21 protein-coding genes and 1 tRNA gene are annotated in these 22,538 nt (G+C 53.5%); 12 read left to right on the top strand and 10 right to left on the bottom strand.

Translation table 11 applies throughout. From position 1 onward, the window contains the following. Positions 1–2 precede the first annotated feature (2 nt). A complete protein-coding gene (gene sulA / locus OGV67_RS11825; protein ID WP_049008471.1) occupies positions 3–512 on the bottom strand; it encodes an SOS-induced cell division inhibitor SulA in 510 nt (169 codons plus the stop codon). 216 nt (positions 513–728) lie between these two features. Between sulA and OGV67_RS11830 the strand changes: the two genes are divergently transcribed. Next, on the top strand, positions 729–1,352 hold the full coding sequence (locus OGV67_RS11830) for a TfoX/Sxy family DNA transformation protein (RefSeq protein WP_071258272.1): 624 nt from the start codon (positions 729–731) through the stop codon (positions 1,350–1,352). On the opposite strand, the gene yccS is transcribed toward OGV67_RS11830, so the two are convergent. Next, complete coding sequence (gene yccS, locus OGV67_RS11835; RefSeq protein WP_024130467.1) at positions 1,321–3,468, bottom strand: YccS family putative transporter; 2,148 nt, start codon at positions 3,466–3,468, stop codon at positions 1,321–1,323. The two genes, OGV67_RS11830 and yccS, sit on opposite strands and share 32 nt — an antisense overlap. Positions 3,469–3,486: 18 nt before the next feature. Continuing rightward, positions 3,487–3,933: a YccF domain-containing protein gene (locus OGV67_RS11840; protein WP_012132963.1), complete on the bottom strand. Its 447-nt coding sequence runs from the start codon at positions 3,931–3,933 to the stop codon at positions 3,487–3,489. A gap of 123 nt (positions 3,934–4,056) precedes the next feature. On the opposite strand from OGV67_RS11840, the gene helD reads away from it, so the two are divergent. Further along, entirely contained in the window at positions 4,057–6,111 is a 2,055-nt protein-coding gene (helD, locus tag OGV67_RS11845; protein ID WP_200003532.1) for a DNA helicase IV, read from the top strand. A 31-nt stretch (positions 6,112–6,142) separates the two neighbouring features. Here helD and mgsA read toward each other — a convergent pair whose 3' ends face one another. Further along, positions 6,143–6,601 (bottom strand): methylglyoxal synthase, encoded by a 459-nt coding sequence (mgsA, locus tag OGV67_RS11850; RefSeq protein WP_012132960.1) that lies wholly within the window; start codon positions 6,599–6,601, stop codon positions 6,143–6,145. Between the two features lie 115 nt (positions 6,602–6,716). Then, positions 6,717–7,379, bottom strand: a complete 663-nt coding sequence (locus tag OGV67_RS11855) for a DUF2057 family protein (protein ID WP_012132958.1) — start codon at positions 7,377–7,379, stop codon at positions 6,717–6,719. Between the two features lie 173 nt (positions 7,380–7,552). On the opposite strand from OGV67_RS11855, the gene OGV67_RS11860 reads away from it, so the two are divergent. Next, positions 7,553–7,966 (top strand): CoA-binding protein, encoded by a 414-nt coding sequence (locus OGV67_RS11860; protein ID WP_049008447.1) that lies wholly within the window; start codon positions 7,553–7,555, stop codon positions 7,964–7,966. Positions 7,967–8,026: 60 nt separating this feature from the next. On the opposite strand, the gene hspQ is transcribed toward OGV67_RS11860, so the two are convergent. Together hspQ and rlmI are read right to left on the bottom strand one after the other, a co-directional pair. Beyond that, a complete protein-coding gene (gene hspQ, locus OGV67_RS11865; protein WP_012132956.1) occupies positions 8,027–8,344 on the bottom strand; it encodes a heat shock protein HspQ in 318 nt (105 codons plus the stop codon). A 57-nt stretch (positions 8,345–8,401) separates the two neighbouring features. Next, positions 8,402–9,592, bottom strand: coding sequence for a 23S rRNA (cytosine(1962)-C(5))-methyltransferase RlmI (gene rlmI / locus OGV67_RS11870; RefSeq protein WP_049008455.1), 1,191 nt, complete (start codon positions 9,590–9,592; stop codon positions 8,402–8,404). A 94-nt stretch (positions 9,593–9,686) separates the two neighbouring features. On the opposite strand from rlmI, the gene yccX reads away from it, so the two are divergent. Further along, positions 9,687–9,968 (top strand): acylphosphatase, encoded by a 282-nt coding sequence (yccX, locus tag OGV67_RS11875; RefSeq protein ID WP_012132954.1) that lies wholly within the window; start codon positions 9,687–9,689, stop codon positions 9,966–9,968. Here yccX and tusE read toward each other — a convergent pair. Together tusE and yccA are read right to left on the bottom strand one after the other, a co-directional pair. Further along, entirely contained in the window at positions 9,965–10,294 is a 330-nt protein-coding gene (tusE, locus tag OGV67_RS11880; RefSeq protein ID WP_012132953.1) for a sulfurtransferase TusE, read from the bottom strand. The genes yccX and tusE overlap by 4 nt on opposite strands. A 90-nt stretch (positions 10,295–10,384) precedes the next feature. Next, positions 10,385–11,044, bottom strand: coding sequence for an FtsH protease modulator YccA (gene yccA, locus OGV67_RS11885; protein WP_012132952.1), 660 nt, complete (start codon positions 11,042–11,044; stop codon positions 10,385–10,387). A gap of 370 nt (positions 11,045–11,414) precedes the next feature. Between yccA and OGV67_RS11890 the strand changes: the two genes are divergently transcribed. Then, positions 11,415–11,502, top strand: a tRNA-Ser gene (locus OGV67_RS11890). Positions 11,503–11,637: 135 nt separating this feature from the next. On the opposite strand, the gene pgtP is transcribed toward OGV67_RS11890, so the two are convergent. Further along, entirely contained in the window at positions 11,638–13,029 is a 1,392-nt protein-coding gene (gene pgtP / locus OGV67_RS11895) for a phosphoglycerate transporter PgtP (protein ID WP_024130464.1), read from the bottom strand. 394 nt (positions 13,030–13,423) lie between these two features. Here pgtP and pgtC point away from each other — a divergent pair, with 394 nt between their 5' ends. The 7 genes from pgtC to OGV67_RS11930 all read left to right on the top strand — a co-directional run bounded on the left by pgtC (position 13,424) and on the right by OGV67_RS11930 (position 22,534). Then, the gene (gene pgtC / locus OGV67_RS11900) at positions 13,424–14,656 is read left to right on the top strand and encodes a phosphoglycerate transport regulator PgtC (RefSeq protein ID WP_181899703.1); all 1,233 of its coding nucleotides are present in this window, start codon (positions 13,424–13,426) and stop codon (positions 14,654–14,656) included. An 11-nt stretch (positions 14,657–14,667) separates the two neighbouring features. After that, entirely contained in the window at positions 14,668–16,662 is a 1,995-nt protein-coding gene (gene pgtB, locus OGV67_RS11905) for a two-component system sensor histidine kinase PgtB (RefSeq protein WP_374189571.1), read from the top strand. Then, complete coding sequence (gene pgtA / locus OGV67_RS11910; protein ID WP_049008883.1) at positions 16,652–17,899, top strand: two-component system response regulator PgtA; 1,248 nt, start codon at positions 16,652–16,654, stop codon at positions 17,897–17,899. The genes pgtB and pgtA overlap by 11 nt, the downstream gene beginning before the upstream one ends. A gap of 124 nt (positions 17,900–18,023) precedes the next feature. Further along, positions 18,024–18,464, top strand: a complete 441-nt coding sequence (locus tag OGV67_RS11915) for a DUF2946 domain-containing protein (RefSeq protein ID WP_047457698.1) — start codon at positions 18,024–18,026, stop codon at positions 18,462–18,464. Positions 18,465–18,548: 84 nt separating this feature from the next. After that, a complete protein-coding gene (locus tag OGV67_RS11920; RefSeq protein WP_115609408.1) occupies positions 18,549–20,591 on the top strand; it encodes a TonB-dependent copper receptor in 2,043 nt (680 codons plus the stop codon). A 164-nt stretch (positions 20,592–20,755) separates the two neighbouring features. Then, positions 20,756–21,334, top strand: a complete 579-nt coding sequence (locus tag OGV67_RS11925) for a PhoP regulatory network YrbL family protein (RefSeq protein WP_012132942.1) — start codon at positions 20,756–20,758, stop codon at positions 21,332–21,334. A gap of 93 nt (positions 21,335–21,427) precedes the next feature. Next, a complete protein-coding gene (locus OGV67_RS11930) occupies positions 21,428–22,534 on the top strand; it encodes an acyltransferase family protein (protein ID WP_286465574.1) in 1,107 nt (368 codons plus the stop codon). The last annotated feature ends 4 nt before the right edge of the window (positions 22,535–22,538 follow it).

Below are 22,538 nucleotides of genomic sequence, written 5' to 3' on the forward strand. Positions count from 1 at the left end.
ACTCAATGATATAAATTTGAGTGAATTTTTAGCCCGGAATGGTGTCTCGTGGCATGAGCGTGTGCGCTCACAGGACGCATGATAAATCCCATCGCATTTCCCTCATCTGCCGCTTGCACAAGCCGGGTGTGTTCTTCTTCGCTAAGCTCATCCGCCAGCCAGCCGATAACGACGCTGTAGTTGCCCGTCCGCAATGCGCGAATCATCGACTCCAGCGTATGGCATGGAGAAAGTTGGCTAATCTGCATCACTTTTGTTAAAGGCAGCCCCGCAGATTGAACCCATTCCCGGCTCAGCTTTTGTTGCGGCGTCAGCCAGAGTTGCCAGCGTGATTGCTGACCTAATTGTTGCAGCAGCGGTAAAAGCAGTAATTGCGTCATCATGGGCTGGTCCTCGCGATAGACCACTTCGCTAATAAGCCCGGCGGTGGTGTTCTCTGAAGAGACGCGCGCAATGCTGCCCGCAGTGGAAGAGAACAACGAAGAACGATTTGCATAGCCTGAAGTGTACATAATCAATCCAGCCCTGTGAGTTACTGTATGGATATACAGTAACCCTGCCGCCAATAAAGATCAACCCTATTTTCGGAAACAGACTCGCAATTTTTATCTGTTGTCGCCGTAAAAATGAAATTCATCTTGCTCACTGAGAATAAGTTGCCTATTTTCGTCATTAACGGATCTGTTACTGCAAATCATTCTTTTACTTTATGATTTAAAAGGGATTTTATGAAATTACGTTCCTATGACAAGATCTATAAATCACAAGAATATTTAGCCTCTCTGGGCACGGTTCACTATCGTTCGCTGTTTGGTAGCTACAGCCTGACAATCGAGGATACGGTGTTTGCGATGGTGGCTGAGGGAGAGCTATACCTGCGCGCCTGTGAGCAAAGCGTCGCGTACTGCGTGAAGCATTCCCCCGTCTGGTTAACATTTATGAAACGTGGCCGTCCCGTTATGTTGAATTATTACCGGGTGGATGAAAGCTTATGGCGCGATCAACAACAGCTGGTGCTTTTATCGCAGTATTCGCTGGATGCAGCCATAAAAGAAAAACGTACCCGTTTTTCACAACGTCGATTGAAGAATCTGCCAAACGTGACGTTTCATCTGGAGAACCTTCTGCATGAGGCCGGAATTAATGATGAAAACACATTGCGGATACTCGGCGCAAAAATGTGTTGGCTGCGGCTAAGAGAGAGCAATAAGCTGCTGACGGTGAAAACTCTCTATGCGTTAGAAGGGGCAATCGCTGGCGTACATGAAGCGGCGCTCCCGGCGGTACGCCGCCAGGAGCTTGCTGAGTGGGCGCAGTCGCTTACGCCGGAGCACCAGAAGGCGACGGCGTGATTTGCCGCTGTAAACGACCGATCTCAGGCAGTAATGCAATGAGCAGGCCGACTTGTTGCACCACCAGGGGTTCTTTACTGTCTGGTTTTGGCTCCAGGTGCTGAATCCGCTCTTTCAGGCTTGCCAGCTCCTGGTGAACGCGCTGTTCATCGGCGGGTTGATGGTGAAGCGCATCATCGACATAACACACAGCATCATCCAGCAGCGCCAGAACATCCGGGTTGGTGAGCTGTTCGCGATGCGCGCCCAGAGCAGAGATATAGCTGGTAAAGGTATGATTGAGGCAGAGTAACCGAAACGCCGCCTCACGAGTTTCGGCAGTGACATCGGGTTCGCTGGACATATTCGACACCACCGAGGCCAGCTCGGCATCACGGTTGTGGGCGTCACGGCGGGCAATGCGGTAGGCCAGCCGGTTATCACGCCCCTGATGATACTGCTCAAGGATCGCGTCCAGGTAGCGGCAGTTCGCATCCGTGGCCCGTTGCAGGACACACGGCAGGTTACGAAAGCGCCAGTCGGGCCAGATAAAGCTGACGGCGGCCCACGCGATCGCACAGCCGATCAGCGTATCGATCACGCGCGGCAAGGCAACTTCGAAGCCTTCACCCAGCAGGTTAAAACAGAGTAGCACCAGCAGGGTGATGAACATCGTCGCATGGGCATACTGTACGTTTCGAAAAGCAAAAAACAGGACGCCGGTGATGACCAGCAGTATCAACTGGCCTTCAAGCGAGGGGACAAACCACAAGATTGGTATACCAATGGCGACGCCGACCAGCGTCCCGATGACCCTCAGCGCCAGCCGGTGCCGCGTGGCGTTATAGTTAGGCTGGCAGACGAACAGGCTGGTGAGCAGGATCCAGTAACCGTGAGTCATGCCGGTAATCTGGATCAGCGCGTAACCGACGCAGAGCACCAGCGACATACGCACCGCGTGGCGAAATAGCGCTGAATCGGGAGTGAAGTTACGGCTCAGACGTAGCCAGATATCACTGAATCCGTGAGGACTGTCGTCGGCAAGCAGGTTTTCTGATTCGCTGCGCGGCATTGCCTGCGCCTGCTCGGATTCAATCGTCGCCAGTTGCGCATCAATCGCCCGCAGATTGGACAATAAAAAGCCCAGTGTTTTGAGTAAGTCAGCAGATGCTCCAGCGGCGCGCATACGTTCGAGCGCCGCATCAATATGGGTAAACGCGCGTTCAAAGTGTGGATCATGCTGATAAGGCGTACGCAGTAATATACAGCGTGAGAGCTGCATACAGGCTTGCCCCTGCATCGACATCAGGCGCTGGAAACGGAACATCACGTCGCTGTGGCGGAAATGATCGCGCAACGTCTGATACTGAATATGCGATGAGCTTGCACGCTCGTGAATATCCTGCGCGACAAAATAGTAGTGCAGCGTGCGACGGGTTCCCCGTTGCCCCCGGTCGCCGCGTAAGCGAGTAAGAAGAGAGACTTTCGTCTGATTCAGCGTCGCCATCAGTTGTCCGTTGGCCAGCGCTAAATCATACAGCGGCGCCTGGCTTTCATCCTCGATATCCGGGTCAAACAAGCGCGACTTCAACTCCAGGTAGCGTGCAAGCTGTTCGTAGCTGCGCGCCAGATTATCCTGTAGGGGGCGAATCGGGAAGAGCAGATGCCCGGTCAGCGTCAGCAGGTTGTACCATACGGCGCCAGCAAGGAGCAGAATGGGCTGTTGATACCACTGGTCGTAAAGCGAGGTGCCCAGCATCGTGTAAATAGCGATAAGCAGCGCCCCGAAAGCAATGGTGGCGTAACGCTGCCCTAAACCGCCGAGCAGAATAAATCCGCTGGTAGAGAGCGTTAATCCAATCGCGAACAGCCACGGCCAGGGAAAGAGCAGTTCCACGGAAGCGGAGGCGATAAAAAAACAGATTAATGTGATGATTAAATTGCGCAGACGCCCGGTGAGACGATCATCCAGATCGGTCAGGGCGGCGGCGACCATACCGAGCGTTAACGGTATGGTGAGTTTGACATCGCCCAGCCACCAGGGCAGGGCCGTTGTGCCGCATAGCGCGATAAAAATGCGAACGTAATACAGCCAGGTGCTGTTCCAGGTATAGCGTTTGAGCAAGGGACTTAACATAAAGGCCATCAGTCCTGATTACTCAAAGCGGCGACGCGCACTGGCTTCACGCGCCGCGCGAGCTGTCTCTACGGAAACCACGCGACGTCCTACCGGCCAGAGCGCAATGGCGGCGATTTTAAAATTCGCGATGCCGACGGGAATGCCGATGATCGTAATGCATTGCGCAATGCCGGAGGCGATGTGCATCAGGCAGAGCCACCAGCCAAAGACGATCAGCCAGAAAACATTGAGTACCGTACCGCCGGTATTCAACAGCGTGCTTTTCCCTGCCGGGTTCAGCTCGTCGACATGAACGGCCTCATTGCCGTAGGGAAGCAGCGAAAGTTTTGTAATCTCCCAACATGAGCGGGTTAACGGTAATGTGAAAATGAGCACGATGCTGACGAGCGTGGCCAGCAGCCAGGCCAGAGTGGTGGCAAAACCACCCAATACAAAATTTAAAATATTCAGAACAGTACGCATAAACCCTCGGCTAACTCTGGTTTTCTGTGATTGCAGGCAATTGTAACGTTTTTTTGGGCTGGAGCACGTTTTCTCTGGCGGTTACACTGACAAGAAATACTCTTCGTCTGGATTCGCTGAGTCATGGAACTGAAAGCAACTTCTCTTGGAAAACGTCTGGCGCAACACCCGTACGATCGGGCCGTTATTCTCAATGCCGGTATTAAAGTCTCGGGCGATCGCCACGAGTATCTTATTCCATTCAATCAGTTACTGGCTATTCATTGTAAACGGGGACTGGTGTGGGGGGAGCTTGAGTTTGTCCTCCCGGATGACAAAGTGGTGCGTCTGCACGGTACTGAATGGGTAGAGACGCAGCGTTTTCATCACTACCTGGATGCGCACTGGCAGCGCTGGAGCCAGGAGATGAGCGAGGTGGCGGCCCGGGTTTTACAGGAACAACGGGATCTTATTGCCGAGCGAACCGGAGAAAAACGGTGGTTAACGCGCGAGCAAACGTCAGGATTACAGCAACACATTCGCCGCGCTTTTGCTGCGTTACCGCTGCCGGTTAATCGCCTGGAGGAGTTTGAGAACTGCCGCGATGTCTGGCGTAGCTGTCTGGCATGGTTGAACGATATCGAGGGATGCCGCCAGCAGCACAATCAGGCCTATACCGAGGTGATGCTGACGGAATATGCCGACTTCTTCCAGAACATTGAGTCCTCGCCGCTGAATCCGGCGCAGGCCAGAGCAGTGGTCAATGGTGAACATTCTTTGCTGGTGCTTGCGGGAGCCGGGAGCGGTAAGACGTCTGTGCTGGTCGCGCGCGCAGGCTGGCTGTTAGCCAGGGGGGAAGCGGCGGCTGAGCAAATTCTGCTGCTGGCCTTTGGCCGCAAGGCCGCAGAGGAGATGGACGAACGCATTCGTGAAAGATTGCATACGGACGCGATCGCCGCCCGTACGTTCCACGCCCTGGCGCTGCATATCATTCAGCAGGGGAGTAAGAAAGTCCCGACCATCAGCAAACTGGAAAATGACGCTGCCGCGCGACATAAACTGTTTATCAAAACCTGGCGTCAGCAGTGCAGCGAGAAAAAAGCGCAGGCGAAAGGGTGGCGGCAGTGGCTGGAAGAGGAAATGCAATGGCCGCTGCCTGAGGGCAATTTCTGGGATGATGAAAAGCTACAGCGCCGTCTGGCCTCCCGGCTGGACCGTTGGGTGAGCCTGATGCGAATGCATGGCGGCGCTCAGGCTGAGATGATCGCCAGTGCGCCTGAGGAGATTCGCGATCTGTTCAGTAAGCGCATCAAATTGATGGCGCCGTTGCTGAAAGCGTGGAAAGGCGCGCTGAAAGAGGAAAACGCCGTCGATTTCTCCGGGCTTATCCACCAGGCGATCGTTATCCTGGAAAAGGGGCGTTTTATCAGTCCCTGGAAACATATTCTGGTGGACGAATTTCAGGATATCTCCCCGCAGCGTGCGGCATTGCTGGCGGCGCTGCGCAAACAAAATTCGCATACCACGCTGTTTGCCGTTGGCGATGACTGGCAGGCGATTTACCGTTTCAGCGGGGCGCAGCTCTCTTTAACGACCGCGTTTCATCACACTTTTGGCGAGGGCGATCGCTGTGACCTCGATACAACCTACCGTTTTAACGGGCGCATTGGCGAAATCGCCAATCGTTTTATCCAACAAAATCCGCATCAGCTCAAAAAGCCGCTTAACAGTCTGACGGCGGGCGATAAGAAAGCGGTAACGTTACTGGATGAAAACCAGCTGGATGCCTTGCTGGATAAGCTTTCAGGATATGCGAAAGAGGATGAGCGCATTCTGGTGCTGGCGCGCTACCACCATCTGAAACCAGCCAGTCTTGAAAAAGCGGCGACCCGCTGGCCTAAGCTGCAACTGGATTTTATGACCATCCATGCCAGTAAGGGTCAGCAGGCTGACTATGTGATTATTGTCGGGTTACAGGAAGGCAGTGATGGTTTCCCGGCGCCTGCGCGCGAGTCGATTATGGAAGAAGCATTACTGCCGCAGGTGGAGGATTTCCCGGATGCGGAAGAGCGGCGACTGCTGTATGTGGCGCTGACGCGCGCCCGGCATCGGGTCTGGTTGTTATTTAACAAAGAGAATCCGTCGCGCTTTGTGGACGATCTTAAGCATCTGGACGTGCCGGTGGCGAGGAAGCCTTAAGAGCAGGCGGCTTGTGCCGCCTGTGGGAGCGTTATTTCAGGCGTTCAGCCAGGTAACGTTGATAATCCGGGATCAGGATATCCACGGCATCGTTAAAATGGGGAGACTGGACAATAAAGTCAGCCGTAGACGCGTTGGTGGCGACCGGAATGTTCCACACCGTAGCCAGACGCAGGAGCGCCTTCACATCTGGATCGTGCGGAACGGCATTGAGCGGGTCCCAGAAGAAAATCAGCACATCAATCTTCCCTTCAGAGATCAGGGCGCCGACCTGCTGATCGCCGCCCATCGGGCCGCTCAGCATCGCGTTAACGTTCATACCCGTGGCGCGTTGAATTAAGTTTCCGGTTGTGCCTGTGGCATAAAGCTCGTGCTTTTCCAGCAGCGGCTGGTGGCGTTCCACCCAGCTCATTAACATCTGTTTGCAGTGGTCGTGCGCCACCAGAGCAATGTGTTTGCGCGCAGGCAAGGTGCGAGTCGTCAGTTCCATAGTTCAATTCCGTAGTTAACCTTGCTACAGAGTACTGGAAGCGCTTGACGCTGCAAGAGAAAGACGAAAAAAATGCGCGCCGACTCGTCATACTCGCCAGCGTCGACATAAAATGTCAGGAGGGCGGTTGTTTTTCCGCCCATTGCAGGAAGTTATTACGCGTTTGCGGATCGGCTTGTTTGAACCAGTATTTGAGTCGCTGCTCCGTGAGTGCCTGAGACTGCGGCGGAACGGCGTCCAGCTCAGAGATCCCGGAAAGCAGCGTGCTGTCATCGGCCATCATCGTGGCGAACTGCGGCAAGGAGGCGCGTTTATCGGCTTTGTTGTAGCGCTCGGTTTCGGTTTCGTAATCAATGATTTTGGCGGTCGAGGTGATTGCCAGAATATCCAGTTTGACCGGAATCGGCATTGCGTCGCCGTCCAGCAGTTCCAGACGCGGCGTGGTGGAAAAATGCGCGGCTTCTCGTTCGGTTTCCAGATGCGGAAGATGAAAATTGACCTGGCTGATGAGTTGCGTGTTAAAGCTGATCACCAGCGGGGGAGAAATGTAGAGTCGTTCCTCGTGGCTGGACAGGCGAATGGTCTTCTCAACGCGAAACACAAGCTGATGAGGGCCGTTGTCCAGTTCGATGCTGTCCGCGCCGCGCAGCAATGAACTGGAGACTTTTTTGCCGTCTAACACTAAAAGGTCAATGTCATTTGAAAGACGAAGGGTCGTGGCAAAGGCGGTTACCGGCAAATACAGAACGAATAACATGGTTATAATGCCGGTTTTCATAGGGTTCTCCTGTCCAAAAACCGCCCGGTTAATAATGTATCAAAATTTTTCGCTAATCATGTTTACTAACATATAGACATATTTTTAGCTTTTGCTCTCATACGTCCGTATGGGATGAATGGTTGCAATGTCAGGTTTGTCGTACACTTTGCAAAACAGCCTGGAGAAAGATGATGAAAGAGACCGATATCGCTGGCATTTTGACGTCCACGCGTACCATCGCGCTGGTGGGGGCAAGTGATAAGCCCGAGCGCCCAAGTTACCGTGTGATGAAATATTTACTCGACCAGGGCTACCACGTTATTCCTGTCTCGCCGAAGGTGGCCGGAACCACGTTGTTGGGGCAGAAAGGCTATGCGAAGCTGACGGACATACCGGAAAGGGTCGATATGGTTGATGTCTTCCGTAATTCAGAAGCCGCATGGGGCGTCGCGCAGGAAGCTATCGCCATTGGCGCGAGGACCTTATGGATGCAACTGGGCGTAATTAATGAGCAGGCCGCCGTGCTGGCGCGAAATGCGGGATTGAAAGTCGTGATGGATCGCTGTCCGGCAATAGAGATTCCGCGTTTAGGGCTGGCGAAATAAGGGCTCAGACATAGCGTGTAAGCCCGATAAGCGTCGCGCTATCGGGCATTTTACGTTGAATCAGTTGCGCAGACGCGGCGCTTGCAGCTGTTTGCGAATAGTGCGCGCCAGTTCATCCATCGAGGGTTGCTCGGGATGCTCATCTTGCGTTTCACTGCTTAACTGGGCTTCAGCCAGATAGGTATGTACAGGCTGGCCTTCATCATCTTCCATCACCACGTGATACCAGGGAGCGGCGCGAAGTTCGTCGTTAACCGCCAGCTCATCAGGTGACGGTTCATCAAGCGAATATTCCGGGTCGATATCCACGACCACTCCGAGGTAACCTAACAGGGAATGGCGGACCTGCTGGCCGATACCGAATTTGCTGGCAATCATAGTCACCTCCCGGGAAATAGATACTCTCAATATGAGGGTAACATTCCACTTTTCAAGTTACATGACGCGACAGGCAAACCCTTTCAGATACAGCCCTTCCGGGTAGGTAGCGATCACCGGATGATCGGCAGCCTGACGGAACTGCTCTATAAATTGTACATCACGACCGGCATCTATTGCGGCATCTGCAATGATTTTCTGAAATAAATCTGTGGTCATCAGGCCGGAACAGGAGAACGTCAACAGCACGCCGCCCGGATTCAACAACTGGATAGCCAGCATGTTGATATCTTTATAGCCGCGACAGGCCCCCATAAGTTGGCTTTTATTTTCGACGAACTTCGGTGGGTCCATCACGATGACGTCGAATTTCTCTCCACGATCGCGATAGGTGCGCAGCAGTTTGAACACATCGTCACGCACAAACTCGGCTTTGCTCAGATCCAGTTTGTTCAGCTCAACGTTTTGCTTCGCGATATCCAGCGCTTCCTGCGATGTATCAACGCTCACCACCTGACGGCAACCGCCCATCAGTGCCGACACGGCAAAACCGCCGGTATAGGAGAAGCAGTTCAGCACGCGCTGGTTTTCCACATAGCGACGTGTCGCCAGGCGGCTGTCACGCTGATCGAGGTAATAGCCTGTCTTATGACCCCCCTGAATATCCACCAGCAGCTTCATGCCATGCTCTTCAATGGGCAGCAGGGCCGGCGGCAGTTCGCCAGTGACAGGCCCCTGGGTGAGTTCCATCCCTTCTTTTTTACGCACGGCGACGTCGCTGCGGTCGTAGATCGCACATTCGGGATACTGCGTTTGCAATGCGCTGATCAGCGCGGCGCGTTGATATTCCGCACCTGCGCTCAATAGTTGCAGAACCAGGAAGTTACCGAAGCGGTCGATAGTGATGCCCGGCAAGCCATCGGATTCACCGGCGATCAGACGGTAGCTGTCCAGCCCGTCTTTTTTCGCCAGCCAGTCGCGCCACTGTTGCGCCTGGTGCAGACGACGAGTGAAGAACGCAATGTCGATGGATTCCGCCTGATCGAATGTCCAGACGCGTGCACGAATTTGCGAGGCGGGAGAATAGGCGCCGCGCGCTAACCATTTACCCTGATGGTCAACAATATCGATGGTTTCACCGAGGCTGGCTTTACCTTCCATTCGGGCTACGGCACCGGAAAAGACCCACGGATGGCGACGAAGTAAAGATTTTTCGCGCCCTTTGGCTAACACTAAACGTACACTCATAATTTGCTATTCTGTCGAATCAAAGAAATGGGCGCCATTGTCCTGAGTTTTGCGAGGATTTGCAACGCGCCCCGCGATGATAAGGAGCACAACAATGTCGAAAGTTTGCATAATCGCCTGGGTACACGGTCGGGTTCAGGGCGTTGGTTTTCGCTATACCACGCAGCATGAAGCGCAGCGTCTGGGGCTGACGGGCTATGCGCGCAATCTGGATGATGGAAGCGTGGAGGTGGTGGCCTGTGGCGAAAGTGAACAGGTGGACAAACTGATGAAGTGGCTGAAGGATGGCGGGCCGCGTAGCGCCAGGGTAGACAGGGTTCTGAGTGAGCCACATCGCCCTGGCGAGGAGTTAACAGGTTTCCGTATCCGCTATTAAATACATTTCACCGGTTTAGGCAGGCCAGCAATCTTCGTTGCCTGCTTTGCCGGGCCTTTCGGAAACAGGCGATACAGGTAGCGGCTGTTGCCTTTTTCTTCGCCAAACTTATTCGCCATTGCTTTCACCAGCATACGGATGGCCGGAGACGTATTAAACTCCAGGTAGAAATCACGCACAAAACGCACCACTTCCCAGTGTTCAGGAGAGAGGGTAATACCTTCCTTTTCAGCAATCGCGACTGCCAGAGGCTCGCTCCATTCCGCCGTCTCTTTTAAATAGCCTTCGCTATCCGTACTGATTTCTTTGCCTTCAAAGATCAACATAAATTCTTCACAGCGTTAGTCAAACTGGCGCCAGTTTACCAAAAAACAAAGCCCCGCATAAGCGGGGCCTGGTTAATGCGTTCTTATATCTTAATCGCGGCTGGCGAAGCCCAGAATGCTCAGCAGGCTGACGAAGATATTGTACAGAGAGACATACAGGCTGACCGTTGCGCGAATGTAGTTCGTCTCACCGCCACGGATGATGTTGCTGGTCTCGAACAGGATTGCCCCGGAAGAGATCAGGATAAACACCGCGCTGATGGCCAGATGCAGCGCAGGCAGTTGCAGGAAGATATTCGCAACCATGCCAATCAACACCACAACGATACCCGCCATCAGCATACCGCCCAGGAAGGACATGTCTTTACGCGTTGTCAGGACATAAGCGGAGCAGCAGAAGAAGACCAGTGCCGTACCGCCCAGCGCCATGCCGATAACATCGCCCATACCCGCTGAGAGGTAGGCATTGAGAATCGGGCCAAGAATGTAGCCCAGGAAGCCGGTAAAGGCGAACGCCGACAGGATACCGGTGGGTTTATTCGCCGTTTTATAGGTCAGGAACATCAGACCGTACATGCCTACCAGAGTCAGAATGAGACCTGGAGACGGCAGCATCAGCACCGTACTGGCGGTGGCGGTGATCGCAGAGAACGCCAGCGTCAGGCTCAGCAGGAAATAGGTATTGCGCAGCACTTTATGGGTGCTGAGTAGCGATGTGCGGTCGCGTGAAGAAGTAATAATACGATCCATGAGTCACTCTCTTATGACAGATGTAGTTAGCGAAAGAGGATAATAAAACCGCTGATAATCACACAGCGGTTTTACCCATCTTTACGCATTTGATCTCTAACAGGTTAAGCATGTTATTTCAGGCGTTGTCGCGAAACCCACCCGACATAAAACGTGACGGGGGAGAAGAGGCGGCAGTAAAGGTTGATGATGAGCGCATAATAAAAGAGGCGCAACGGAACATTTGCCGCCGGGCCTCTTTTTTATGCTGAATAAATGGTCAATTTGTTGTTATTTCAGGCTATTAACAGCTTTTTGCCTGTTTTTCAGGCAAACGAACACATTCGGGCTTTACACGGCGCATCGGGATGTTTATAGTGCGCCTCATTCAGGAAGTGTGGCCGAGCGGTTGAAGGCACCGGTCTTGAAAACCGGCGACCCGAAAGGGTTCCAGAGTTCGAATCTCTGCGCTTCCGCCAGATTAAACAAGGGGTTACCGAAAGGTAGCCCCTTTGTTTTTGTGTCAAAGAATATCGTATCCCGCTTCTTTCAGATCATGCCGAACCCCGGATAACAAAAGCTATCCGGGGTTTTCTTTTCCCTGGTGTAGGTGATTATTGTGCGTCGGCCAGTGTTAAAGAGGCGTCTTCCTGCTGAGTGTTCTTACGCTGTTGCTCAAGTTCCAGCGCGCCGCGATGAGAGAGATAGCAGAACAGAATGCAGCAGACGATCCCGCCCATCAGCAGATAGAAACCGCCGTGCCAGCCCATTTTATCCACCATCACGCCAAACAGGCTGGTGCCTAACGAGGCGCCAAAGATGTAGCTCATAAATCCGCGTAAGCCAACGGCTGAACCTACGGCAAAGCTGGGAACAATTTCCATCGTCTGGACGGAGGCCAGAAACTGCGGGACGTAAATCAGGCAGCCAACAATCGCCGCGAAAACCGTCACCATCAGCAGAGATTCACTTTTCCAGTAACCGATCAGGCAGACGAAGATCAGCGCCATACAGATCATGGCTAACGGCATCCGACGCCCTTTGAACAGTTTGTCGGAGAGCCAGCCGGCCAGCAGGGTAGAAGGAATGGCCGCCCATTCAAAAAACAGGAAGGCGACGCTCATCTGTTCCTTGGAAAAATGTTTCACCGTCAGCAGGTAGATAGGCAACCAGCTGATCATGCCGAAGCGCACCATATAGACGAACACGTCCACAAGGGAGACATACCAGGCGTTTTTGTTACGCAGCACGTACGTGCAGAAGATCTGGAATGCGCTCATGTTCTCCGGCGCTTTTACGGCGTGTCTGGTCTTCAGCACCACTTTCTCTTCCGGCATCATCTCTTCCAGCGCAGGCAGGCCCTCCTCACGCGGCGAGCCTTTACCAAGCAGCAGTACAATCAGGGCGAAAACCACCGCCACGCAGGCCGGAACAATGTAGCTGGCGCTCTGCCAGTGTTCACTGCCGAGGATTGCAAACGCGGCACCTACGATCGGGGCGACAATCCCGCCGCCAACGTTATGCGAAATGTTCCAGAACGCCCCCACACGTCCACGCTCCCGACGCGGGAACCAGTTAGCGATAGTGATAAAAGAGGGGCCGACGCCCATCCCCTGAAACAGGCCGTTCAGGACAACCAGCGCAGCGAAGATCCAGAATGCGGTACTGAACCCCAATCCGACGTTTACGATAGCGCACAGCACCAGGCCGCAGGCCATAAAGACTTTCGGGCTGGCTTTATCTGCGAGGCTGCTCATGACGCCTTTGCTGATTCCGTACGCAATGAGCATACAGCTGCTGAGCAAACCGATCTGCGTGGCGCTCAGGTCTAACTGTTCTTTCAGGTAAGGCGTGGATAATGTGAAGTTATTGCGCACAATATAGTACGCCAGATAGCCCAGAAATACGCTAAGCAGCGCCTGCATACGGTATCGACCATAAGTTGCCTGAATTTTCTCAGCAGGAACTTTATTCGCCGATGGCCCTGTTTTAAATATTGATAACATGTCGTCACCTGTATTTTATATTGGTATGAACATCAGGAGTATTCGGCATGAAGAGTGAAATAAGCGGCGATGAAACTCAAGTCGATGAAATGTGTCAAAATTGACTCAAAATGATGAATTGAAAGGTTATTTTCGACACGTTTTGAATGAGTGAAATGCGGCGTAATTAATCAGGCGCTGATTTTATGTCTGGCTTGTGCGGATATTAACAAATTCCACATTCATTATCTGGTAATCTTTGCTGGTATTTTCGGATGCCAGCACGAATATTTTTACGATAGTGGTTATTCATCCGCTAATCGTCACAAACGGGTAAGTTTTGTCTCAACGCTATTTTTTCGATATCTCAATATTTATGAACGGGATCACAAACATGTTTCTTCGTCGGGGCGGGATGGTTAGCAAAACGTTCGCGTTGCTGCTGCTGACCGCGTTGTTCAGACCCTGTGCGGCGCAAAGCAATGAACTGGTGATGGCGACAACATTTTCCCCCAGCGCCACCGCGTGGATTATCCAGCGCTGGCAGACGGAGCCGGGGTCGGTGATGATTCGCACGCTCAATCGCACCAGCGCCTCGCTGGAACAGTTGCTTGATACGGCAAATGCGGAAAACGTTGATCTGATTCTGACCTCGTCGCCGATGTTGCTTCAGCATCTTCAGGAACATCAAAAACTGGCGCCGTTCAACGGTGCGCCGTCAGTCAGTCAACATCTGGTGCCGGAATCGATCCGTTCAACCTCCGTTGCCGTGGCTATCTCGGGATTCGGTTTGCTGATTAATCGCTCGGCGCTGACTGCACGGCATCTGCCTTCGCCAACGGGCTGGGACGACCTGACCGACCCCAGATATCAGGGGGCGCTGTTGATGAGCAGCCCATCGCGCTCGGATACCAACCACCTGATGGTGGAGGCGCTGTTGCAACAAAAAGGCTGGGCGCAGGGATGGGAAACGTTGTTGGCGAGTGCAGGAAACCTCGTGACGATTTCATCACGCAGCTTTGGCGTGGCAGATAAAATAAAAAGCGGGCTGGGCGTGGCCGGCCCGGTGATTGATAACTATGCCAATCTGCTGCTGAGCGATCCTCATCTGGCCTTTACCTACTTTCCGCAGTCGGCCGTTTCGCCCACCTATGTCGCGGTACTCAAAAACAGCCAGCATGCCAGCGAAGCGCGGCGTTTTATTCGCTATCTGCTAAGCCCGGAAGGGCAGCGGATCCTCGCTGACGCCAATACGGGGAAATATCCGGTTACGCCGCTGGCGGCAGGAAACCCACGGGCAGCGCAACAGGCGGTGCTGATGAATCAACCGCCGTTAAATTATCGGCTGATCCTGAAACGTCAGCGTCTGGTTCAGCGTATGTTTGATACGGCAATCAGCTTTCGTCTCGCCCAGTTGAAAGATGCCTGGCGAGCGCTGCACAGCGCGGAAGCCCGTCTTAAGCGTCCGTTGCCTGAAATACGCGCGCTGTTAACCCGTGTGCCGGTCGATCCGGCAAGCAGCGAAGATGAAGCCTGGCTGGCACAGTTCGACAATAAGAGCTTTGCTGAGCAGCAAATGATGGAGTGGCAGATCTGGTTTCTCAACAACCAGCGTCAGGCGATCAATAAACTGGAAGAACTGAAATGAAGGGCGGGTCAATGCTGCAACGTCTGCGGCAAATCAGCATCAGCAGCAGTTTACGGGGCGCTTTCCTGATGGGCGCGTTGCTGACGCTGATAGTCAGCAGCGTCAGCCTCTATTCATGGCATGAGCAAAGCTCGCAAATACGCTATTCGCTGGATGAATATTTTCCCCGCATCCATTCTGCTTTTCTGATTGAAGGGAATCTCAATCTGGTGGTGGATCAGTTGAATGAGTTTTTGCTGGCGCCGAACACTACGGTGCGCCTGCAACTGCGCAACCAGATTATTCAACATCTGGATAGAATCGAGCGGCTGAGCCAGGGGCTGTCACCCGCAGAACGCCAGCAGCTGGCGGTGATTTTGCAGGACAGCCGCGCGCTGCTGGCGGAACTGGATCGCGTGCTCTACAACATGTTTCTGGTACGTGAAAAGGTGGGGGAGCTGTCTGCGCGTATTGACTGGCTGCACGACGATTTCACCACCGAACTGAATTCTCTGGTGCAGGATTTCACCTGGCAGCAGGGAACGCTGCTGGATCAGATTGAAGCCCGGCAAGGCGATGCGGCGCAGTACCTGAAACGCTCCCGTGAAGTACAGAACGAGCAGCAGCAGGTCTATACGCTGGCGCGCATCGAGAATCAAATTGTTGACGACCTGCGCGACAGGCTCAATGAACTGAAGTCTGGAAATGATGATGGCATGCTGGTTGAGACGCATATCCGCTATCTCGAAAACCTGAAAAAAACGGCGGATGAAAATATTCGTGCGCTGAATGACTGGCCGAGCACGATCACCCTGCGACAAACCATTGATGAGCTGCTGGAAATTGGCATGGTGAAAAATAAAATGCCGGACACCATGCGCGACTATGTCGCCGCGCAAAAAGCGTTAGTGGATGCCAGCCGTGCCAGAGAAGCGACGCTGGGGCGCTTCAGGACGCTGCTTGAGGCCCAGCTTGGCAGCAGTCACCAGCAAATGCAGATGTTTAATCAGCGTATGGAGCAGATTGTCCGCGTTAGCGGCGGGTTGATTCTGGTGGCGACGCTGCTGGCGCTGCTGCTGGCGTGGGTGTTGAACCATTATTTTATCCGTTCGCGGCTGGTGAAACGCTTTATCGCGCTGAATCAGGCGGTGGTGCAGATTGGTTTAGGGCGGACGGATGCCACGATTCCGGTGTATGGGCGGGATGAGCTGGGGCGCATTGCGGGTTTGCTTCGCCACACGCTGGGTCAGCTTAACGCGCAAAAACAGCAACTTGAGCAGGAGATCGCCGAGCGAAAAGCGATTGAGGCCGATTTGCGCGCCACCCAGGACGAGCTGATCCAGACGGCAAAACTGGCGGTGGTCGGGCAGACGATGACCACGCTGGCGCATGAGATCAACCAGCCGCTGAATGCGCTGTCGATGTATCTGTTTACGGCGGGGCGGGCGATTGAACAGGGGCAGACGGAACAGGCGCGAACGACGTTAAGCAAAGCGGAAGGGCTGATTAACCGCATTGACGCGATTATCCGCTCGCTGCGCCAGTTTACCCGTCGTGCTGAACTGGAAACGCCGCTGCATCCGGTTGATTTACGCCAGACGTTTACGGCGGCGTGGGAACTGCTGGCTATGCGCCATAAGCCTCAGCAGGGGGCGCTCGCGATACCGGATGAAACCGTTTGGGTCAGCGGTGATGAAGTACGCATCCAGCAGGTGCTGGTGAACGTGCTGGCGAATGCGCTCGACGCCTGCCCGAACGCGGCGGCAATTACGGTGAGCTGGCAAATTCAGGGCGACACGCTGTGCGTGTTGATTGCCGACAATGGCCCCGGCTGGCCTGCGGCCTTGCTACCCTCATTACTGAAGCCGTTTACGACCAGTAAAGATGTGGGGCTGGGCATTGGGCTTTCGATTTGTGTTTCGCTGATGACGCAAATGGAAGGCGCGTTGCGCCTGGCGTCCACGTTGACGCGAAATGCCTGCGTGGTGCTGCAATTCAATGTGACGGATGTAAAAGATGTTGAGTAATGAATGTTCGATTCTGCTGATTGATGATGATGCTGATGTGCTTGATGCCTATACACAGCTGCTTGAGCAGGCGGGCTATCGCGTCTGTGTCTGCAATAATCCCTTTGATGCGCGGGAGTGGGTGCAGAAGGACTGGCCCGGTATCGTGTTGAGCGATGTCTGCATGCCTGGCTGCTCCGGCATCGATTTGATGACGCTGTTTCATCAGGATGACGAGCAACTGCCGATTCTGCTTATCACCGGGCATGGCGATGTGCCTATGGCGGTGGATGCGGTGAAAAAAGGGGCCTGGGACTTCCTGCAAAAGCCGGTAGACCCGGGCAAGTTACTCTCGCTGGTTGAGGCGGCGTTACGCCATAGGCAATCGGTGATAGCGCGTCGCCAGTACTGCCAGCAGAAGTTGCAGGTTGAGCTAATTGGGCGCAGCCAATGGACGCATCAGTATCGTCAGCGCTTACAGCAACTGGCAGAAACGGATATTGCGGTCTGGCTTTACGGCGAACCGGGAACCGGCCGCATGACCGGCGCGCGCTATTTGCACCAGCTGGGGCGTAACGCCGGGGGCCCTTTTATTTACTGCGAACTGACCCCTGCCAGTGCCCAAAAACTTAATGAGCTTATCGCGCAGGTTCAGGGCGGGACGCTGGTATTAAGTCACCCGGAGAATCTGACCCGCGAACAGCAGCATCAACTGGTGCAGTTGCAGAGTCTGGAGCGGCGGCCTTTTCGCCTGATCGGTATCGGCAACGCTTCGCTGGTGGAACTGGCGGCCAGCAACCAGATTGTAGCGGAGCTTTATTACTGTTTTGCCATGACGCAAATCGCCTGTCAGCCCCTGTCACAGCGACCTGATGATATCGGGCCGTTGTTCCATCACTATTTGCAGAAAGCCTGTCAGCGGCTGAATCATCCGGTGCCGGAGGTGGATAACGACCTGCTGAAGGGAATGATGCGCCGGGTGTGGCCGAACAACGTCCGTGAACTGGCGAACGCCGCCGAACTGTTTGCCGTGGGGGTATTGCCGCTCGCGGAAACGGCGAATCCACAGATGCACGTCGGTGAGCCGACGCCGCTTGACCAGCGGGTTGAAGACGTTGAACGGCAGATCATCACCGAAGCGCTGAATATCCATCAGGGGCGCATTAACGAAGTGGCAGAGTACCTGCAAATTCCCCGTAAAAAGCTCTATCTCAGAATGAAGAAATATGGCCTGAGTAAAGAACACTATAAGTTTTAGCGAGGTCAGGGGAGCGAGATGTGATGTGTGGGGCTATGAATCACCTGTTCCCCTGTAATTAGTTGTGATATTGCGAATGTAAATCAGTTACAATCTGACAAACACCTCAACTCCGGGTAACGTTTTGCACGGGCGAACGCGAATCAACCGAATAACAGCATGGCTGGCATTATTTGCCGTCGCCATGTTGTTTATTGCGCCCGTTATTTCAAAATCAATTGCCCGCCAGGCCGACTGTGAGCACTCGTCGCACTCAATGGTGATGATGTCGTCAGACTCGCACCATGACATGGCGGCTTCTGCGCCGTGTGAGCCTTCTCTTTCGGTCGCTCACCAGATGATGTCTGGCAAAGCGATGTCGCCCGTGGAAGAGATCGTCTGCGGGTACTGCCAGTTGCTGGTACATCTGCCGTTTGTCCAGTTTGCGCTGGTGTTCTTGCTCTGGCTGTTGCTGCTGTTTGTTATCTGTTGTTCGGTACGGCCATTACACCTTTCCGTTATCTTCCGCCCGTGGGCGCCTCAGCGCGCTCGCGCGCCGCCTGCTGTATTTCCGTTTTCGTTTTAAACAATAAAAAAACAGACATTGCGTAGCGTTTTGCCCTTTTGACGGGCAATGCGTCGTTGCGCCTGAAAAACAGTAAGGAATGTTATGAAACGGCAATACTTCGGGCTTACTCCTCTGGCCTCTCTGGTTCTGATCGCGCTGACCGCAAAGGCGGCGTGGGCAAGCGAACAGCACGATCATGCAAAAATGGCGGATGATTCGGTAATGATTGTGACCGCGCCGGTCGCTTCTCCGCTGGAAATCGTCACGTCGCCAAAAACGCCTCGTCAGCCCGTTCCCGCCAGCGATGGCTCTGATTATCTGAAAACGATCCCTGGGTTCTCGCAAATTCGCAATGGTGGGACAAACGGCGATCCGGTCTTTCGCGGGATGTTTGGCTCTCGTCTGCGAATTTTGACCGATAACGGCGAAATGCCGGGAGCCTGCCCGGCACGTATGGATGCGCCGAGTTCTTATATCTCCCCGGAAAGTTTTGATGTGCTGACCCTGATAAAGGGGCCGGAAACCGTGCTCTGGGGGCCGGGCAACTCTGCGGGAACCCTCCGCTTTGACCGGGAACAGCCGCGTTTTGATAAACCCGGTATTCAGGGGACGGCCAGCGTCCTTGCCGCCTCGAATAACCGCTGGGATGAAAATGCGGACATCAGTCTGGGAAGTGAGGACGGTTATTTACGGCTTATCGGCAACAAATCCCGGGCGGGTGACTACAAAGATGGCAATGGCGACCGCGTGCCGTCGAAATGGGATAAATGGAACGGCGATATGGCGCTGGGCTGGACGCCAGACAAAGACACGCTGCTGGAAATGACGGCGGGTAAAGGCGACGGTGAAGCCCGCTATGCCGGGCGCAGTATGGACGGTTCCCGGTTCAGGCGTGAAAGCCTGGGGATGCGGTTTGAAAAATCCGGCATCGGCGAGGTATTTGATAAGTTAGAAGCAAATATCTACTACAACTATGCGAATCACGTTATGGATAACTACTCGCTGCGCGCTCCCGGCATGAATATGTCAGGAAGCATGGGTTCGGCAATGGAACACGGTTCTGCCATGCATTCGATGAGTATGCCAATGGCAATGCAGCTGGATCGCCGTACCGTTGGCGGACGGATGATGGGAACGTGGTTGTGGTCAGACTATGAGTTACGCAGCGGCGTTGATACGCAACTGAGCACGCATCGCAGTAAAGACGATGATCGCTGGGACAAAGACGCCCGTTTTCACGACTATGGTTTATTCAGTGAATTGACCTGGCTTGCGACGGAGCAAAGCAAAGTGACAGGCGGCGCGCGTCTTGATCGCGTGCTGGTGGACAATTTCACTGACACCGGCTCCTCGCAGCGCACGGATCTACTACCGGCCGGGTTTGTGCGCGTTGAGCATAATCTGGCGGAGATGCCCGTGATGTTTTACGCGGGGATCGGCTATACCGAGCGTTTCCCCGACTACTGGGAGCTTTTTTCTCCCACCTATGGCCCTGGCGGGTCGGCAGATGTTTTCGATAACGTCAAAACGGAAAAGACGACTCAGCTTGATATTGGCGCGCAGTATACCGGTAAGCGTCTTAACGGCTGGGTTTCTGCCTATATTGGCCGGGTTAATGATTTTATTCTGTTCCGTTACGACCCTCATCATCCCCGTATAAGTCAGGTTGATAACGTCAATGCGACCATCATGGGGGGAGAAGCGGGCATCGGCTATCAATTGACCGAAACATGGAAAACCGATGCCAGCCTTGCTTATTCCTGGGGGCGAAATACCGATGACCATCAGCCATTGCCGCAGATACCGCCGCTTGAAGCGCGCCTGGGTCTGACATGGGAACGCGGCGACTGGAGCAGTACCGGTCTGCTGCGTCTGGTCAGCAGCCAGCATCGCGTCGCGATTAACGAAGGGAACGTCGTGGGTAAAGATTTTGATAGCAGCGCGGGGTTCGCCATCTTCTCCGCGAATGCGGCCTACCGGCTGAACAAGTCTGTGAAACTCAGCGCGGGCGTTGATAACCTGTTTGATAAAGCCTACAGCGAACATCTGAACCTTGCCGGTAACAGCAGCTTTGGTTACTCCGCGAATACGTCAGTGAATGAACCGGGAAGAACATTCTGGGGCAAAGTGAACGTGACGTTTTGATAGCCTTCCGGCGGACGTGAACCGTCCGCCGACTTCATGACTCATTGACCTGCCGTTTAGGTTATTAACATTAAACTGTCTCGGCTGTAACCAGGACATGACGTAACGCCATCTCTTCGTTTGCATGGGCCAGTCTGTTTTTTTCTTTTATGAGTCAACACTGTATGAAAAAGCTTACCTTGACCGAAAATGATTTACTGGCCAGAGGGAACGATCGTTACGTCTTTCAGCATCCGCACAATCATCAACTACTGATCAAAGTCGTCATCCCGAGCATTCCCAAATATAAAAGTAAGCTTCGTGAAGTCTATCGGGACGTCAAAGAGTGCAAGCCGCGCGACGAAACCGACTCGCTCTTCATCCAGAAAATTGAAGGGCTAGTGGAGACGGATAAAGGGATTGGGCAGGTTATCGTCAAAGAGCATGACCAACAGGGCAACATTGCCAGAACATTGTATGACCTTGCAAAGCACAACGAACTGGACGCAGAGAAATTCAGTAAGCTCAACGCTTTTTTAGCGTGGTTTATTCATACAGACGTCATTATCAACTCGCTGCATTGCAAAAATATTGTTTATGCCTGGGACGATGCTCGTCAGGAGTACCGCTTCAAAGTTATTGACGGCTTTGGGGATAAGACGCTCTTTCAGTTGAGCAAGTTCTGGAGCGTTATACGGGATAAAAACAAACTTAAGTGCCTCAGAAGGATGCTGAGGGATCTGCAAAGTATCACGCAAGCGTAATCTACACGTTATCCTTGAACAGGCCTGGTCATTTTCCCAGTATGCAACCGGACCTTTGTCATGTTGTCTGCTGGCTTGTTAACAAGAAAGAGTATGCAAACAACACGTAATTATTTTTTTGATATTCTCCGCATTCTGGCTGTACTGCTGGTTGTCACCTCGCATTACAGCTACATGTTCGATACCAGTACCGTGTTGACGTTCCCGCGCGAATACCTGACCGGAGGAATAGGGCGGCTGGGCGTCTCTTTCTTCTTCATGATATCCGGCGCGCTGGCTTACCTGTCGCTGCGTAAATACTCTGTGCAGGAGTATTACCTGAAACGCGTCTATTCGATCCTGCTTCCCTACAACATCGCTTATTTCTCAATGGCGATCCTGTTCCTCATCCTGAGCGTGTTTTTCCTCTATCCAGGCAATCCGCTGGCTGACGTGCTCGCCGGGAAGCGTGCATTTCACTCGCTGCTGCCTTCCGTTCTCGGGTTTGACCATTATCTGCACGGTGTCTACGACATTAATACCGCGTACTTCACCGGAGAGTGGTTTATTGGCTGTATTATCCTGCTGTACGCCGTTTCTCCGGTGACCTACTGGGCCATTGTCCGTTTTCCTGTCTGTACGATGCTGGCGGCGGTCGTCGTTACGCTACTGGCATATGATAAAAGCATCGTGAACCCTTACTGGTCAGCACAGGTTCGGGTGAGTGATTTTACCTTCGGGATGCTGTTCATACACTTTCAGCCGTGGTTCACGCGCTACCGTCTTCAGGCGGCGTCAGTCAGCCTGCTGCTGGTGGTGACCGGGGTGATTGTGGCGCATATCGATCAGCTACCGGTTCGGGAAGTGCTGTTTCCTCTGAAACCCTCAAGCCTGCTGTTTGCTGCGGCATTCCTCTTCATTCTGCTGGCGGGATACCCGCTGATTCATCCCCTGTTTAATCTGGATCGCTTCCGGCAGGGGTTATCCAGCCTGGCGTCGCGGGCCTACATTATTATGCTGTTGCAGCATGTGGTGGTGATATTTGTCAGCGCCAATATCGATATGTCGGTACTGAATGCGACCCAGGCGGTGATGCTGTATTTTGGGATTCTGATTTGCATCGAAAGGCTGTCGTCTTTCATGAAACCGCTATCGGTAAAGTGTGAGCAGGTCTTGATCGCCAGAACGCCGTGGCTACGTGAAAAGCAAAAAGGGAACTAAGACC

The organism is Citrobacter sp. CK188, from assembly GCF_030333525.1.
Lineage (GTDB): Bacteria > Pseudomonadota > Gammaproteobacteria > Enterobacterales > Enterobacteriaceae > Citrobacter_B > Citrobacter_B koseri.

Excerpts from the sequence above, each read along its gene's own strand:
- rlmI (WP_049008455.1), bottom strand. The coding sequence starts at position 9,592 with ATGAGTGTACGTTTAGTGTTAGCCAAAGGGCGCGAAAAATCTTTACTT.
- OGV67_RS11840 (WP_012132963.1), bottom strand. The coding sequence starts at position 3,933 with ATGCGTACTGTTCTGAATATTTTAAATTTTGTATTGGGTGGTTTTGCC.
- tusE (WP_012132953.1), bottom strand. The coding sequence starts at position 10,294 with ATGTTGATCTTTGAAGGCAAAGAAATCAGTACGGATAGCGAAGGCTAT.
- yccX (WP_012132954.1), top strand. The coding sequence starts at position 9,687 with ATGTCGAAAGTTTGCATAATCGCCTGGGTACACGGTCGGGTTCAGGGC.
- helD (WP_200003532.1), top strand. The coding sequence starts at position 4,057 with ATGGAACTGAAAGCAACTTCTCTTGGAAAACGTCTGGCGCAACACCCG.
- pgtA (WP_049008883.1), top strand. The coding sequence starts at position 16,652 with ATGTTGAGTAATGAATGTTCGATTCTGCTGATTGATGATGATGCTGAT.
- OGV67_RS11930 (WP_286465574.1), top strand. The coding sequence starts at position 21,428 with ATGCAAACAACACGTAATTATTTTTTTGATATTCTCCGCATTCTGGCT.
- pgtP (WP_024130464.1), bottom strand. The coding sequence starts at position 13,029 with ATGTTATCAATATTTAAAACAGGGCCATCGGCGAATAAAGTTCCTGCT.
- OGV67_RS11830 (WP_071258272.1), top strand. The coding sequence starts at position 729 with ATGAAATTACGTTCCTATGACAAGATCTATAAATCACAAGAATATTTA.
- OGV67_RS11920 (WP_115609408.1), top strand. The coding sequence starts at position 18,549 with ATGAAACGGCAATACTTCGGGCTTACTCCTCTGGCCTCTCTGGTTCTG.
- OGV67_RS11860 (WP_049008447.1), top strand. The coding sequence starts at position 7,553 with ATGAAAGAGACCGATATCGCTGGCATTTTGACGTCCACGCGTACCATC.
- OGV67_RS11855 (WP_012132958.1), bottom strand. The coding sequence starts at position 7,379 with ATGAAAACCGGCATTATAACCATGTTATTCGTTCTGTATTTGCCGGTA.
- yccS (WP_024130467.1), bottom strand. The coding sequence starts at position 3,468 with ATGTTAAGTCCCTTGCTCAAACGCTATACCTGGAACAGCACCTGGCTG.
- pgtB (WP_374189571.1), top strand. The coding sequence starts at position 14,668 with ATGCTGCAACGTCTGCGGCAAATCAGCATCAGCAGCAGTTTACGGGGC.
- sulA (WP_049008471.1), bottom strand. The coding sequence starts at position 512 with ATGTACACTTCAGGCTATGCAAATCGTTCTTCGTTGTTCTCTTCCACT.
- OGV67_RS11925 (WP_012132942.1), top strand. The coding sequence starts at position 20,756 with ATGAAAAAGCTTACCTTGACCGAAAATGATTTACTGGCCAGAGGGAAC.
- pgtC (WP_181899703.1), top strand. The coding sequence starts at position 13,424 with ATGGTTAGCAAAACGTTCGCGTTGCTGCTGCTGACCGCGTTGTTCAGA.
- mgsA (WP_012132960.1), bottom strand. The coding sequence starts at position 6,601 with ATGGAACTGACGACTCGCACCTTGCCTGCGCGCAAACACATTGCTCTG.
- yccA (WP_012132952.1), bottom strand. The coding sequence starts at position 11,044 with ATGGATCGTATTATTACTTCTTCACGCGACCGCACATCGCTACTCAGC.
- hspQ (WP_012132956.1), bottom strand. The coding sequence starts at position 8,344 with ATGATTGCCAGCAAATTCGGTATCGGCCAGCAGGTCCGCCATTCCCTG.